General features: G+C 71.7%; 8 protein-coding genes. 1 reads left to right on the top strand and 7 read right to left on the bottom strand.

Features of this window, described 5'->3' with window-relative positions; translation table 11 throughout:
• Nucleotides 1-44: 44 nt before the first annotated feature.
• The 5 genes from ABC304_RS02680 to ABC304_RS02660 all read right to left on the bottom strand — a co-directional run bounded on the left by ABC304_RS02680 (nucleotide 45) and on the right by ABC304_RS02660 (nucleotide 9,524).
• A complete protein-coding gene (locus ABC304_RS02680) occupies nucleotides 45-5,969 on the bottom strand; it encodes an Ig-like domain-containing protein (RefSeq protein ID WP_412928776.1) in 5,925 nt (1,974 codons plus the stop codon).
• Entirely contained in the window at nucleotides 5,969-7,096 is a 1,128-nt protein-coding gene (locus tag ABC304_RS02675) for a serine/threonine-protein kinase (protein ID WP_412928775.1), read from the bottom strand. Before ABC304_RS02675 ends, ABC304_RS02680 begins: the two co-directional genes overlap by 1 nt.
• A gap of 167 nt (nucleotides 7,097-7,263) precedes the next feature.
• Nucleotides 7,264-7,926 carry a spermidine/putrescine ABC transporter substrate-binding protein gene (locus tag ABC304_RS02670; RefSeq protein ID WP_412928773.1) on the bottom strand — a complete coding sequence of 221 codons (663 nt, stop codon included), beginning with the start codon at nucleotides 7,924-7,926 and terminating at the stop codon, nucleotides 7,264-7,266.
• Nucleotides 7,927-7,978: 52 nt separating this feature from the next.
• Nucleotides 7,979-8,464, bottom strand: a complete 486-nt coding sequence (locus ABC304_RS02665; RefSeq protein ID WP_412928772.1) for a DUF6121 family protein — start codon at nucleotides 8,462-8,464, stop codon at nucleotides 7,979-7,981.
• Between the two features lies 1 nt (nucleotide 8,465).
• Entirely contained in the window at nucleotides 8,466-9,524 is a 1,059-nt protein-coding gene (locus ABC304_RS02660) for an ABC transporter (RefSeq protein WP_412928771.1), read from the bottom strand.
• 257 nt (nucleotides 9,525-9,781) lie between these two features.
• On the opposite strand from ABC304_RS02660, the gene ABC304_RS02655 reads away from it, so the two are divergent.
• Nucleotides 9,782-10,387, top strand: a complete 606-nt coding sequence (locus ABC304_RS02655; RefSeq protein WP_412928770.1) for a hypothetical protein — start codon at nucleotides 9,782-9,784, stop codon at nucleotides 10,385-10,387.
• Between the two features lie 6 nt (nucleotides 10,388-10,393).
• Here the strand turns inward: ABC304_RS02655 and ABC304_RS02650 are convergent, their stop codons facing one another.
• Both ABC304_RS02650 and rpoC read right to left on the bottom strand, forming a co-directional pair.
• Entirely contained in the window at nucleotides 10,394-11,005 is a 612-nt protein-coding gene (locus tag ABC304_RS02650) for a hypothetical protein (RefSeq protein ID WP_412928769.1), read from the bottom strand.
• A 125-nt stretch (nucleotides 11,006-11,130) separates the two neighbouring features.
• Nucleotides 11,131-15,006 (bottom strand): DNA-directed RNA polymerase subunit beta', encoded by a 3,876-nt coding sequence (rpoC, locus tag ABC304_RS02645; protein ID WP_412928767.1) that lies wholly within the window; start codon nucleotides 15,004-15,006, stop codon nucleotides 11,131-11,133.
• Nucleotides 15,007-15,036 lie beyond the last annotated feature (30 nt).

Genomic DNA, 15,036 nt, shown 5'->3' with positions numbered 1-15,036 from the left:
ATCCTCGGGATGTCGGGTCGGGAAAGCGGGAGGGGCGGCTGTGCTCAGGGCGCCGGCGGCAGGTTCGGCTGGCAGCGTGCCGAGATGGTCGCCGTCGCGGCATCCAGATCCCATCCCTGCTTCGACCAGTCGACCGTGACCGCGATGCCCTCGATCGTCGACGTGCCGACCGGGACGATGCCGGCGACCCTCTCGGGTACGACCGTGCCGTCGGCGGCCAGATAGACCGCGTTGCGGGTGTCGAACGCGATGTCGGCCGTCGTCCCGTCGGGCGCCCGGGAGGAGTCGCGGGTGAAGACGAGCGCCGATCCCCCGACGCAGGATTCCACCCCCCAGCTCGCGCGCACCTGGTAGGGAGCAGAGCCGGACGCGGGCACGAGGGCCGCCGCCTCGCTGACGGTGCCCCAGTCGCGGTGGCGGTACTGCACGGTGAAGCCGGGGTCGCGGTCGAACACGGTGGAGGGGAAGCCGGTGATGACCGCGTCGTTGTTGCGCGGCGGCTGCTCGGGTGAGGACGGGCTGTCGCGGACGTACCAGCGGGCGCTGCCGTCCCCCACGTCCGGCGCTCCGTCGACGGTGAACGTCCATCCGCGCGGCGCGGCCGCGCTCTGCACCGCGCGGACGGTCGCCGACGTCGACGTCGTGCCGAACACGCGTCCGCCGACACGCGACTCGGCGCACATCACGAACGTGTACTCCTCGCCGTCCGGAAGGCCGGAGAACGTCGCGCGCTGCCCGCCGGCGGTCGTCGTGCACGACTGTCCGTCGCGGACGATGCCGAACCGCAGGTCGGAGCCGTCACCGTTCGCCGTGGCCGTGGCCGTCGCGGTGACGGTCGACGTGCCGTCGCCGTCCGACGCCGCCGACAGCGCCAGCGTGGGCGCGAGCGGCGCACCGACGCCGCTGCCGACGACCGTCGCCGAGGCGCCGAAGGGGCGTCCGCCGAGGCCCGGCGGCGGCTCGTAGCGGGAGTACGGGGTCAGCGTGATCTGCGTCCCCGTGTTGGCGCCGACGCGGAAGGAGGGGATCTGCACGCTCACCTGACCGGGCGCGACGTCGACCCGCACGGTGTCGCCGACGGGGCTCGAGATCTCGAGCGACCCCGTGTCGGGATCGACCTGCGCGATGTCGATCGACACGACGCCGCCGTCGCCGCGCGTGACGACGGGGGCGGTGGTGATGCCCGCCGGAGCGGCCGGGACGTCGTACGCCCATCCCGTCGCCCGCACGGACGTCGCCGAGGTGCCCACGGCGTTGACGGCGAACGCCTCGTACACGCGCGGCTCGCTGTTCGGGGCTGCGACCAGCGGGCACACGCCGTCGGGGGTGCAGGAGGCCACCTCGGTGCCCTGATAGCGGAGCGAGAAGCCGGCGAGGGCGGGATACGCCGCGCTCGCCTCCCCGGGATCGACCTGCATCGTCACGCCGCCGTCCGCGAAGGCCGTCTGCGTGAGCGCGGCGGGCGCGCGCGGGAACCCCTGCAGGTCGAGCAGCAGCTGCCCGTCCCGCTCGGAGTTCGTGGCGCGCCCCTGGGCGTCGCGCACCGAGAAGGTCGCGGGACAGGTCATGCCCGCGGTGTCCGCGGTCCACGTCGCACGGACCTCGGTCGCGGAGGCGACCTCGAAGGCCACGCCGTCGCAGGCGCCCGTCGCGCGCACGCCGGTGACCTCGAGGGGCGTGCCCGGCAGGGGGTTGAGCTCGCCGGGCACTCCGACGACGGGGATCACGCACGAGCTGCCCGCCGCCTCCGAGCACTGGGCGGTGGTGGATCCGCCGGCCGGCAGAGTGGACGGCGACGCGCCCACCCGCAGGAGGAGCCGGGCGGAGGCGACCGCGGGGTGGCTCGGCGCCGTGACGATCACGGCCTCCTCCGTGCCCGGCACGGCGCGGTCGGAGCCCGTGACGGTGAGCACCGAGCCCTCGAGCGCGACCGTGAACTGCGTGCCGGCGTACTCCGCGGCATAGCGGATGCTCTCCCAGTCCTCGCGCAGCTGCCAGCGGGTCATCTCGCGCAGGTCGTAGGTCGCCGTCTCCCCCGGACCGACGGTGATGGATGCCGGGCGGAGCTCCGGCTGCGGATCCAGCGGCACGACGGTGATGGGCACGGAGACGTAGGTGAACTCGTCCTGCCCGTCCAGCCGCACGGGCACCTGGCAGGCGTCGACCCACGGCGACTGCGACCCGGAGGCGTAGCGCACGGACGTGCCGCCGTCCGGCACGCAGGTCGCCTCCGCTCGCGCACCGGACGCCCGCACCTCGGCGCCCACCTCGAGCGTGCGACCGCGCGGGACGGCCACAAGGCTCGCCATGTCGAAGGCCACCGACTCGGTCTCGGTGACGCGGATGTCGGGCAGGCCCGTCCGAAGGGTGAGTGCGCCGTCGCTCTCGCCCGGCACCCGCAGGAAGGCGTACGTGGTCACCGGACCGTCACGGCCCTCGCCCGTGACCGAGATCGGGATGACGCGGCTGTCGGCCGGCAGGGGGCCGCTGACCCGGCGACCCGACACGGCGACGTCGCCCTGATCGCCCCACAGCCCCACGGTGAGGGCCGCGGTGTCGCCGCCGGACCACGCGACGCGGCCGGTGAGGACGTCGACGCCGTCGACGAAGCTGTCGCGGTCCTCGACAGTGAGAACCGTGTCGGCGACGACCGGATAGTCCGGCACGCTCTCGCGGACGACGCGGACGACGATCAGTCCGCGGCCGGTGTTGCCGGAGGCCGACTCGACGTCGTAGAGGAAGGACATCGTCGTCGGCTCCGCGCCGGCCTCGAAGGTGACGGTGGTGGAGCTCCGGCTGCGGATGCGGTCCGCCTGTGCGGCGTAGAGCGGGCTCTCGGACCCGTCCTCGAGCGTCTGCGGCAGGTCGGGCCGCACACCGGTGATCTCGAGCCGGCCGCCGGTCGGATCGAGGTCGTTCGCGAGCGGACTCACGCGGATCGAGTTGCCCTCGCCCGCCTGCACCTGCACGTAGTCGCTGAACGTGACCGGGCTCGGGTCGGATTCGGCGTCCAGCACGCCGACGCGGGCCGTCGCGTCGCCGGTCCTGCCGAACGCGTCGACGACCCGATAGCGGAAGGAGAACTGGCCGGGGCGTCCGGCGACGCTGGTGTAGACGATCGACTCCCCGTCGGCCGAGATCGTCGCCGCCCCCACGTCGGGCTGGCTGACGATGCGGTCGAGCCGGACGGCGTCGCCGTCGGGGTCCACCCCGAAGGCGTCGAAGGCGATCTCGGTCGACTGTCCGGCCCGCACCCGGCCTTCGAGGGTCTCCGGCAGCGGCGCCCGGTTGGCGTCGTCGGCGAGCACCGTCACGCGCACCCGCGCACGGTCCGTGAGCGCGGGCGAGCCCGGCGTGGAGACGACGTACTCCACGCTGTACAGACCGGGCTCGGTGGGAGCGAGGTAGCGCAGAGCATCACCCGACGCGAACGCCAGCGCCGCCGTGGAGGAGGAGACGACGGTGCCGGGATCGAGCTGCGGTCGCCCGCCGGCGGGCGCGACGTCGTTGTCGAGCACCGGGATGTCGATCTGGGCTCCCGCGCGCACCACGACGCTGTCGTCGACGGCGATGGGGGCGAGCGCCGGCGCCGGCGGCAGGAGGTAGACACTGGCGGTGCCCTCGACGCTGGCGCCGTCGTCGTCGGTGCCGTCGCTCACCGTGTAGGTCACCGTGCCGAGCCGCCCGGGCGCGCCGCTCGCCGTGGAGCCGGAGACGCGCAGGTCGTTCTGGCCGACGACGTCGACGGCCATCGTCGCGCCGTCGTCGGCACGGGCGACCGCGTCGCTGAGCAGAAGCACGCGCCGCGTCGGGTTGGAGACCGCGGCGAACACGTCGAGCGTGGCATCCTCCTGCGGGCGGACGAAGGCGACCACCGGCGCGGTCGACAGCTCCGCGGACGCGTCGGCGGGAAGCAGGGTGATGCGCGCGGTGCCGCTCGCCTCCGTGTTCCCGTCGGTCACGCTGAAGCCGACCTGGAACGTGCCGGGGTCGCGGGACGCGAAGTCGAAGGTGGTGCTGCCGCCGACGACCGTCGCGGTCGCGGCGGAGTCGTCCAGCATCCGCACATTGGAGAGCGACAGCTGGCCTGCGGTACCGGTGACGTGCGGCGCGACGTCGACGGTCAGGCTTGCGCCGACCGTGTCGAGCACGGCGAAGGACTGCACCGCGATCTTCGGTTCGCCCGAGACGGCGACGACGAGCGTCTTCGTCGCCTGCTCGCCGGTCGTGTCGGAGACCGTCACCGTCAGCTCGATGTTCTGCGCATCGGAGTCGCCGTCGTCCCGGTGCTGGTAGACCACCTGGCCGTCGGGTGTGGCGGCCACGCTCCCGACCCCGGACTCGTTCGCGACGGACAGCAGGAACATCGGATCGCCCTCCGGGTCGACCCACCCGGGGAGCACCGGCACCGTGACGGTGCCGTTGCGCGCGACCTGGGGTGTCGGCCACGGCGCACGGCAGTCCTTCACCCCGCACCACTGCGGCGGTGAGCTCGCGTCGGCTCCGACGACCGTCAAGGTCACGGTCGCGGGATCGGAGGGGAGGCCCGTCGACGTGGTGCCGTCGGTCACGGCGTAGCGGAAGGTGGCCGCGCCCGAGGCCGTCGGCGACACGCGCACGGCGAGCCGCTGATCGTCGTCCGTGAGCGACACCGTCCCGAAGCCGGGGTCGAGCCCCGTCACCGACTCCGGGTCGATCGACAGCACGTCCAGGTTCGGATCGTGGTCATTGAGCAGGACGGGCAGGGAGACGAGGGCACCGGGGCGCACGCCGAAGGCGTCGGGCTCGGCGACCGGCGGCTTCGGGTCGACCACGACGCTCACCTCCTCCTGGCTGGGGACGGTCGCCTGCTCGGCCTCGTCGTCCAGACTCCAGTTCTGGCTGGAGGAGACGAGGCGGCCGTCGGGCACCGTCCACACCCAGCCCGAGCGCGTCTCGTTGAGGATCACGGCGTCGCGCGTCTGCACGAACACCGGCCGCCGCTGTTCGCCGATCTCCTTCCCGGCATAGTCCAGTGGCTCGGCCGTCTGCCCTGATCGCCACAGCGTCCCGGCGCCGCTCCCCTGCGGCAGCCACGCGGCGAGCACGTCGCCGTCGCGCACGACGGGCTCCGCGGGAGTGCCGGGGGACGCCACCTCGTGCTCCACGCGCGGCGACGCTCCGTCGACCGGCACGGCCAGCAGCCGCGTCTCGTCGGCGAGGTAGATCGCCGAGCCGGCCGTGGCGGCCTCCCCGACAACCGGGTTGGTCAGCCCGGTCTGCACGGCGTCGGCGACGCCGCGCAGGCGGACCGATCCGGACTCCGTGTCGACGACCGCCCAGTCCTCGCCCGCGGCGGTGACGGCGGGCCCGGCGATGTCGGCGTCGAGCGGGTCGCTGCCGAGGACGGTCGAGGAGCCGATGTCGTAGCGGAGTACCGCCTTCTCACGGCTCGAGTAGGCGAACAGGATGCCGCGATCGTCGACCGCGATCGCATCCGCGCTGTACTGCGGCGCATCGTCGGCCTGCCCCGGGAAGGGGTTCACCTTCCCCGTGTCGCCGCGGGAGAGCCGCCCGGCGTAGACCTCTCCGGCATCGGTGCGGTAGGCGACGAAGTCGCCGGCGCCGGCCACCTCGGTGGTGCCCGGCGGAGTCTGGGGCGAGGCGCTCAGCGCGTCCTCGGTCAGGTCGATCGGCAGCGCCGGGTCGATGCGGGTGATCCGGCTGCTGCTGTCGGACAGGAGGTACGCGTCGTCGCCGGCCGCGAGGATCTGCGAGGGGCTGTCGGCCGTCCGCACGGTGTCGAGCTCGCCGATGGCGGTGTTGACGCGCGCGTACCGCCGGCCCTCGCCGGTCTGGAGTGCCCACACCGAGGTGTCGACCTCGGGCGTCTCGCGGGCGTCGAGCCCCGGCCACACCACGCTCACGCCGATCACCAGCGCGGCGGCCACGCCCGCGGCGCTCCACCCGACGAGCGAGCGCCTGCGCATCAGAGCACGCCTGTCACGACGAGCGCGACGACGACGGCGCCGACAGCCACCACCGCGGCGAGCGCCGCCCAGACCCACGGCGACGGCCGTCGGCGCGGCGGACGCGCGGACGCGATCGCGGTGTCCTCGTCGCGGCTGCGAATGCCGGTGGCCGCGGGGGCCTTCCGGCGGGTCTCCCGCTCGAGACGCGATCGCGTCGGGCCCCGCAGCATCCCGTCGGAGAAGTCGACCTCGCCCGACGCCGGCTCCCACTCGTCGGCCGGGATCTCCAGTGGCGTGGCTGCCAGCCCGAGCCCGCGCTGCACCTCCTGCAGGTCCTCGCCGAAGGCGCATGCGGTGGCGTACCTCTCCTTCGGATCACGGCTCATCGCGCGGGCGAGCACCGCCTGCAGCTCCGCGGGCACGTCGGTGCGTGCGATGTCGGTGTAGCCCGCGCGGGCGATGCGCCGCCGGAGCTGCTCGCGCGTGTTCTGGCCGCCCTCCCGGCGCTCGAACGGGCTGTGACCCGCCAGCAGCGAGTACACGGTGGCGGCGAGGCTCCACACCTCGCTCGCGACGGTGCCGGTGGTGTGCTCGGCGACGACCTCGGGTGCGCTCCACGGGATCGACATCGCCAGCACCTCCTCGTCGGTGCCGCGCGCGAGGGAGGACGAGATGCCGAAGTCGGCGAGCACCGGCGCGCCGAAGGAGGTCATGAGGATGTTGCTGGGCTTCACGTCGCGGTGCACGAGGCCCGCCCGGTGCGCGGATTCCAGCGCCCCCGACATCCGCACGCCGATGGCGAGCACCTCCTCCACGGGGATGCGCTCGATCCGGTACCGCTGCACGAGCGACCCGGGGCAGTACTCCATGACGATGTAGGGGCGCCCGTCGGCCGAGACGCCGGCCTGGTAGACCGTGACGATCGAGGGGTGCGCCGAGAGGTGCGCGAGCACATCCGCCTCGGCGTTGAACATGCGCAGCAGATCCGGGTCGCGCACGTCGCTCGGGAGCACCTTCACCGCGACGCTGCGCCGCGGCATGTCCTGCTGATAGAGGAATACGTCGGCGAAGCCGCCCGAGCCGAGGGGCCGCACGTATGTCAGTCCGGGGAGGATCGGGGGCGCGGAGGGAAGGCGTGTGCTCACCCTCGCCACCCCCAGATGCCGGAACGCGCGCTGGTCGGGTGCCGATTCCGCAGCGGTGCGCGATTCCTTGCGGGGCTCGTGCATGGTAGCAAAGCCACCTCTGCGCACGGGCCGAGAGGGAATGGATGCCGCGGCGAACCCGCTGCGGCAGCTCCCCCGCCGACGCCTCAGCCCTCGCCGCGCTCCGGCTCCCGCGGATCGAACGGGGCGTCCAGCGACCGGGTCAGCTCTTCGAGCATCGCCTCGATCTGCGGCTCGACGTACTGGCCGATCGCGGACTGGACGCGCAGGCGGTGGTGCAGGAGGATCGCGCACACCTCCCGGCCGATCATGTTCGCGTAGTCGTCGGCGAGACCGACCTCCTGGCGCAGTGCGGCCTTCGCCTCGGGTGTGAGCGGCGGGAGGTCGGGGACGGTGGCGTCAGCTTCCTCGGCGAGTCCGGCGAGGGTGAAGAGGAACGGCGCCTCCGGATTCGGCTCCGGATCCAGCGGCATGCCCTCGTACTCCGGCTCGAGCCCCTCGGCCGGGCGATAGGTGCGGGCGCGGTTGCGCGCCGCCTGCTGGTCGAGCTCGGCCTGCAGCATCGGGAGGTTGAGCGCCGTGTACTCGGCGACGGCGTGGTCGACGATCGTCTTGATCCGGGTGGACAGGCCGTGCTGCACGCCGTGCGGCACATCCGCTCCCAGCCCGGCGGCCGAGAGGACGGGCGAGCCGAAGCACCGGCGGCACGGTGCGACGCGGCCGCGGTGGGTGGACGGCTCCCAGCGCGGCAGCCAGCGCAGCCAGGCGTCGACCGCCTGGCTGACCTGCGTCTCGAGCGACCGCTCCACGAGGCTCAGGCTATCCGCCCGGAGGAGGGATGCGGGGATGCCGCGGCATCCGTCATTCGTCCTCGTCGGACTCCCACGGCCAGCGGGGGCGTTCCGCGTGCGTGCGGACGAGGGTCAGCGCTCCCCAGGCCGAGGCTCCGGCGGCGGCGGCCACCACGAGTCCGAACCAGGAGATGGCCACGCCTCCCGCAGCCGAGAACGCCGCCGCGGCGTCCGCTCCACTGAAGACCCCGCCGACCGCGACACCGGCGATGTAGCCGAGGTAGGCCAGCACGGCCGAGACGCCCGCACCGCCGTACGACGGTCGCGTCATACGCAGCCAGGGCCACACGCCGCCCGCGAAGCCGATCGCGGAAAGGACCGTGCCGATCACACCCGGCGCCTGTCCGAGGCCCGGGACGGCGATCACGTCCCGATCGAGCACGAGACTCGTCATGCCGAGACCGAAGATCACCAGCGCGACGTAGCCGGCCGCGCCGAGAGCCAGCGCGACCGCCGGGTGCACCGGCGTCGCGGACGGACCCTCGGGGCCGCTCACGTCAGGCGCGGACGAGCTGGGGACCCGCCTCGAGCGTGCGCTCGTACTCGCGCTGCGCCTCGTTGTTGAGCTCGGTCATGCGCTTGCCGCGCGAGGACACCCAGGCGCCGAACCAGATGGTCAGCTCCCGACCGAGGACGAAAGCGACGATCGCGAGCGGGGCCAGCAACTGGTCCTGCACGATCTGGTTGCCCTGCGAGGCGGTGAGCGTCCAGAACGGAGCCTGGAAGAGCTGCCCGAGGATGTGGCCGACGTAGCTGACGACGCCCACCAGGATGCCCAGGATCACCCAGAGGCCCCATCGTCCGCGGTTGATGATGGCCCCGAGGAACCAGAAGCCGAGGAAGAACACGGCGACGGGCACCCAGAAGTCGGCGCGCGTGAGCGGGCTCAGCGCCGCGCTGCCGAGGTCGGCGGCCTTCACCTCGCCCGTGATGTATCCGAAGCCGAGCCAGGCGGCCAGGTAGAGCGCGGCGAAGACGAGGGCCGCGAGCAGCCCGATGGCACCGGCGGCGCCGCGGTTGCCGCGGGGGCGCGGCTGCTCGGGCGCCTGCACGAAAATCGGCTGCGGCGCGGACGGCGACGTGTAGAGGGGCTCGGGCGTGCGCTCGGCGGCGACCGCGGCGGCTCCCCCGGCGACGGGTGCCACGGCGACGGTTGGGGCGTCGGCGGCGTCACGGGCGATGACGTCGTCGCGCGTGTCGATGCGGTGCGTGCGCGGCTCGTTCTCGGCGGCGTCGTCGGCGTGCTGCGCGTACATCGGGTCGAGGTCGTCGGAGTCGTCCCAGCGGCCGCTCGGAGCGGCCGGCGCCGCTGCGGTGGCCGTGCTGGCGTGGTCGACGTGGGTGCGGTCGGCGTCGGACTCGGCGCGGGACGCCTGCAGCTCGTCGTCGTGCACGGCGTCGCGCGCGGCGGCTTCGCGTTCCACGGTGTCGCGGTCGGCCGCCTCGCGCCGTGCCGCCTCCGCGTCGGCGAGCCCCTCGTGCGCTCGCCCGACGACGTCGTCGACGTCCCTGGGCTCCTCGACCGGTTCGCCGTATGTCGCTCTGGGGTCACTCATGGGATGCTGCTCCTCACGCCGCGGGCCGAATCCCGCAGGGCGAGGCTACCGCGGGGTCTCTATCCGTCCCTGCAGGCGTGCCGCCGTGTGTCGAGCCCGCGTATCGCGACGTGTCGTCGGGCTCTCCGTGTCCCACTTTCTGCGCGCCGCCGCGGCGAGTTGTGCAGAAAGTGGGACATGCTGCGGGTCTGAGCCGTGCACGCGGCCGTCGGCGCGCTGCGGCCCGCCGCGGACGCGCCGACCCTAGGGTGAGCGCCATGGGTCTTCCAGCGGCGCGGGCGGTGGCCGCGGCATCCGCTCTCCTCCTCGCGGTGCTGCTGGCCGGATGCGTCGCGGAGCCGGGCACGGGGACGGCGGCCGTCCCGGGCACCGTGACCGTCGCGCCGACCTCGCAGGCACCCTCCGCCTCTCCGGTCGCGACCCCGTCCGCGACGCCGACCACGCGGGTGGCGGCGGTGCCGGACGACTGCCGCGGGATGCTGTCGGACTCCGTGCTGGCGCAGCTCGAGGGGACGCCGCTCAACGACCCCGCCATGGGTCCGTCGGGTGTGCAGACCGACGGGTCGCTGGTGTGCGTCTGGAGGAACCCCTCCGCCGACACGACGGGCCTGGTCACCGCCGTCTCGCGCGTGGACCGCGGACCCGCGCTGGACTCCCTGAACGCCCTCGCGACCACCCAAGGCTTCACCTGCTACACCCCCGACGGCGGCACCCGCTGCGAGAAGACCTGGCAGAACGCGCAGTATCCGGTGCAGGACGGCCGGACCCTTTTCTACCGCGACGGCATCCTCATCGACACGACATGGTCGAACCTCGCGCCGAGCGGCTACACCGACAGCGTGATCGCCCACATCTTCGGGTGAGTCCGCTCAGCCCCAGACGTGCGTGGCGACGCGGGCCGAGTAGTCGACCGGATGCCACGCCGTCTCGACGGTCGTGATCCACAGGCCGTCGCGCAGCACGCTCTCGTTCACCACGGAGCCGTCGGTGCGGGTGCACCGCAGGCCGTCGGCCTCGTCGCACCGGTAGCCGGCGGCCGTCAGCGACGCCTTCGCTGTCGGGGCGGCGTCGGCCGCCACGGCGGAGAGCGTGGTGGAGATCGATCGCGTTCCCCCGACGGTCCACGTGCAGGTGACGCGCACGTCGGGACGCACCGCGTCGACGACGGACTGGTCGATGCCGGCCGGGGCGGCCGCCGTCTGCGACAGCAGCACCTTCGGCGTCCAGACGAGCTCGGACCACAGATCGTCGGGGTACAGCGCGCGGCAGTCCGAGCCCTCCACCGTCGCGAAGCTCTGCGCCGTCCCCTCCTCCACGTCGGGCGGCGGCAGGTGCGTGGCGTTGTACGCCATGTCACCCACCCACGAGACCGCGTGCGGGACCATCGGGACGGCGAGGTACGCGAGCGTGCCGACGACGCCGGCGCACAGCATCCCCGCCGGAATCGCGATCCACAGATTGCGTCCACCGATGCGAGCCACGATCCCCTCCCCTCACCACGCTAGACGCGCGGCGACGACGCGCCGACAGCGGCACGCGGGCGGGGACGCCGAAGGGCCCCGGCGCGAACCGGGGCCCTTCGGTGTCGATCAGCGGATGCTGACGATCAGTTGTACGTTCCGGGCGTGAAGTCGTCCGTCGAGAAGCTGTCGAAGTCGACGTAGCTCAGGTCGGCGTCGCTGTAGGCGCCGTCCGAGGCGAAGATGCGGTTGGGGTACCGCTCGCTCTTGGCCTCCTCCGTCGCCTCGACGGTGACGTCGCGGTACTTCGCGAGACCCGTTCCGGCGGGGATGAGCTTTCCGATGATGACGTTCTCCTTGAGGCCCAGGAGCGGGTCGCTCTTGCCCTCCATCGCGGCCTGCGTGAGAACGCGGGTCGTCTCCTGGAAGGAAGCGGCCGACAGCCACGACTCCGTCGCGAGCGACGCCTTCGTGATGCCCATCAGCTCGGGGCGGCCCGACGCGGGACGCTTGCCCTCTCCGACCGCCTCGCGGTTGATCTGCTGGTACTTCTTGAAGTCCACCAGCTCACCCGGGAGAAGCGTCGTGTCGGCGTGGTCGACGACCGTCACCTTGCGGAGCATCTGACGGACGATGACCTCGATGTGCTTGTCGTGGATCGGCACACCCTGCGAGCGGTAGACGCCCTGCACGCCGTTCACGAGGTAACGCTGCACCTCGCGGGCGCCCATGACGCGCATGACCTCCTTGGGGTCGAGCGTGCCCACCAGGATCGGCTGACCGACCGTGACGCGCTGGCCGTCCTCGACGAGGAGGGTAGCGCGACGCAGCACCGGGTAGACGATCGGCTCGTCGCCGTTGTCGGGCGTGAGGATGACCTTCTTGGCCTTGTCGGTCTCGTCGATCGTGATGCGGCCGTCGGACTCGGCGATCGGGGACGCACCCTTGGGGGTGCGCGCCTCGAACAGCTCCTGCACGCGCGGCAGACCCTGGGTGATGTCGTCGGCCGAGGCCGATCCACCCGTGTGGAAGGTGCGCATGGTGAGCTGCGTGCCGGGCTCGCCGATCGACTGGGCGGCGATGATACCGACCGCCTCGCCGATGTCGACGATCTTGCCGGTCGCGAGCGAACGGCCGTAGCACTGCGCGCAGACGCCGACCGCGGAGTCGCAGGTCAGCACCGAGCGGACCTTGATGTTCTCCACGCCGGCCTCGACCAGACGGTTGATGAGCACGTCGCCCACGTCGTCTCCCGCAGCGGCCAGCACCTCACCGGAGGGGCTGACGACCTCGGACGCGAGCGTCCGGGCGAACACCGAGTTCTCCACGTTCGCGTCCTTGACCAGCGTGCCGTCGGCGCCCAGGGCTGCGATGGGCAGCTCAAGGCCCTTGGACGTGCCGCAGTCCTCCTCGCGGATGATGACATCCTGCGAGACGTCGACGAGTCGACGCGTGAGGTAGCCCGAGTCGGCGGTACGGAGGGCCGTGTCGGCCAGACCCTTGCGGGCACCGTGCGTCGCGATGAAGTACTCCGCCACCGACAGACCCTCGCGGTACGAGGAGATGATCGGACGGGGGATGATCTCACCCTTGGGGTTGTTCACGAGGCCGCGCATACCCGCGATGTTGCGGATCTGCAGCCAGTTACCACGAGCACCCGACGACACCATGCGGTTGATGGTGTTGTCCTCGGGGAAGTTGTCGCGCATGGCCTTCTGCACGGCATCCGTCGCCTCGGTCCAGATCTTGATGAGCTCCTGGCGACGCTCGGCGTCGGTCGTGAGACCCTTCTCGAACTGAGCCTGGACCTTCGCGGCCTGCTTCTCGTAGCCCGCGACGATCTCGCCCTTGTTGGGGGGCGTGAGGATGTCGGACAGCGCCACCGTGACACCCGAACGGGTGGCCCAGTAGAATCCGGCGTCCTTGATCCGGTCGAGCGATGCGGCGACCTCGACCTTGGGGTACTCCTCGGCGAGCTTGTTGACGATCTGCGACAGCTTGCCCTTGTCGGCCTGCTCCCGCACGAACGGGTAGCCCTTGGGGAGCGTGTCGTTGAAGATCGCCTGACCGAGCGATGCGTCCACCAGACCGTGACGGTCGTAGCCGTCGGGCGCTTCGCCCTCGAGGAACGCGAGGCCGGGGATACGGATGCGGACCTTGGCCTGCAGGTCGAGGGTTCCCTCGTCCTTGGCCAGGATCGCCTCGCCCACCGAGCCGAACACGCGACCCTCGCCGGCGGCACCCTGCTTGACCGTGGTCAGGTGGTGCAGACCGATGATCATGTCCTGCGAGGGCAGGGTGACCGGACGGCCGTCGGACGGCTTGAGGATGTTGTTCGACGCCAGCATGAGGATACGGGCCTCTGCCTGCGCCTCCACCGACAGCGGGAGGTGGACGGCCATCTGGTCACCGTCGAAGTCCGCGTTGAACGCGGCGCAGACGAGCGGGTGCAGCTGGATCGCCTTGCCCTCCACGAGCTGAGGCTCGAAGGCCTGGATGCCGAGGCGGTGCAGCGTGGGCGCGCGGTTCAGCAGGACCGGACGCTCGCGGATGATCTCCTCGAGCACGTCCCAGACCTCGGGACGCGTGCGCTCGACGGCGCGCTTGGCGGCCTTGATGTTCTGCGAGTGACCGAGGTCGATCAGGCGCTTGATCACGAACGGCTTGAACAGCTCCAGGGCCATCTGCTTGGGCAGACCGCACTGGTGCAGCTTGAGCTGGGGTCCGACGATGATGACCGAACGACCCGAGTAGTCCACGCGCTTGCCGAGCAGGTTCTGGCGGAAGCGACCCTGCTTTCCCTTGAGCATGTCGCTCAGGGACTTCAGGGCGCGGTTGCCGGTGCCCGTGACGGGACGGCCGCGGCGGCCGTTGTCGAACAGCGCGTCGACGGCCTCCTGCAGCATCCGCTTCTCGTTGTTGACGATGATCTCGGGGGCACCGAGGTCGATCAAGCGACGGAGGCGGTTGTTGCGGTTGATCACGCGACGGTAGAGGTCGTTCAGGTCGGAGGTCGCGAAGCGGCCACCGTCGAGCTGCACCATCGGGCGCAGCTCCGGCGGGATGACCGGGACGACGTCAAGGACCATCGATGCCGGGCTCATGCCCGTCTGCAGGAACGAGTTGACGACCTTCAGGCGCTTGATCGCACGGATCTTGCGCTGGCCCTTGCCCTCGGAGATCTGCAGGTGCAGGTCGTCCGACTCCTGGGCGAGGTCGAAGGCCTCGAGTCGGCGCTTGATCGACTCGGCGCCCATGTGGGCCTCGAAGTACTGACCGAAGCGGTCCTGGAGCTCGTGGAAGATCTCGTCTTCGCCCTTGAGGTCGCCGACGGACAGGGTGCGGAAGTCCTCCCACACCTTCTCCAGGCGCGTGATCTGGTCGTCCGCGTTCTTGCGCGCGGAGGCCATCTCCTTCTCGGCGGCGTCCTTAGCCTTCTTCTTCTGGTCGGCCTTGGCGCCTTCCTCCTCGAGCGCGGCGAGCTCCTCCTCCAGCTTCTGGAGGCGAGCGGCGATGCGCGCGTCGCGGCGGTCCGCGAGCGTCTTCAGCTCGAGGCGGATGTTGTTCTCCTGCGTGGGGAGGTCGCGGTGGCGGGCCTCCTCGTCGACGGAGATCACCATGTACGCGGCGAAGTAGATGACCTTCTCGAGGTCCTTGGGCGCCATGTCCAGCAGGTACCCGAGGCGCGACGGGACGCCCTTGAAGTACCAGATGTGGGTGACGGGCGCCGCGAGCTCGATGTGGCCCATGCGCTCACGACGGACGGAGGACTTGGTGACCTCCACGCCGCAGCGCTCGCAGACGATGCCCTTGAAGCGGACGCGCTTGTACTTGCCGCACGCGCACTCCCAGTCACGCGAAGGTCCGAAGATCTGCTCTCCGAAGAGGCCGTCCTTCTCGGGCTTCAGCGTGCGGTAGTTGATGGTCTCGGGCTTCTTGACCTCGCCGTAGGACCAACGACGGATGTCGTCAGCCGTGGCCAGGCCGATGCGCAGCTGGTCGAAAGTAGTCGATTCGAGCACTAGTTCTCAGTTCTCCTGTGTGGGAATTCT

Origin of the sequence: Microbacterium jepli (assembly GCF_047237905.1) — a bacterium.
Taxonomy (GTDB): Bacteria; Actinomycetota; Actinomycetes; order Actinomycetales; family Microbacteriaceae; genus Microbacterium.
Note: the sequence above shows the minus strand (reverse complement) of the source record. Positions and strands in the feature narration are given on the sequence as shown.

Excerpts from the sequence above, each read along its gene's own strand:
- ABC304_RS02680 (WP_412928776.1), bottom strand. The coding sequence starts at position 5,969 with ATGCGCAGGCGCTCGCTCGTCGGGTGGAGCGCCGCGGGCGTGGCCGCC.
- ABC304_RS02660 (WP_412928771.1), bottom strand. The coding sequence starts at position 9,524 with ATGAGTGACCCCAGAGCGACATACGGCGAACCGGTCGAGGAGCCCAGG.
- ABC304_RS02655 (WP_412928770.1), top strand. The coding sequence starts at position 9,782 with ATGGGTCTTCCAGCGGCGCGGGCGGTGGCCGCGGCATCCGCTCTCCTC.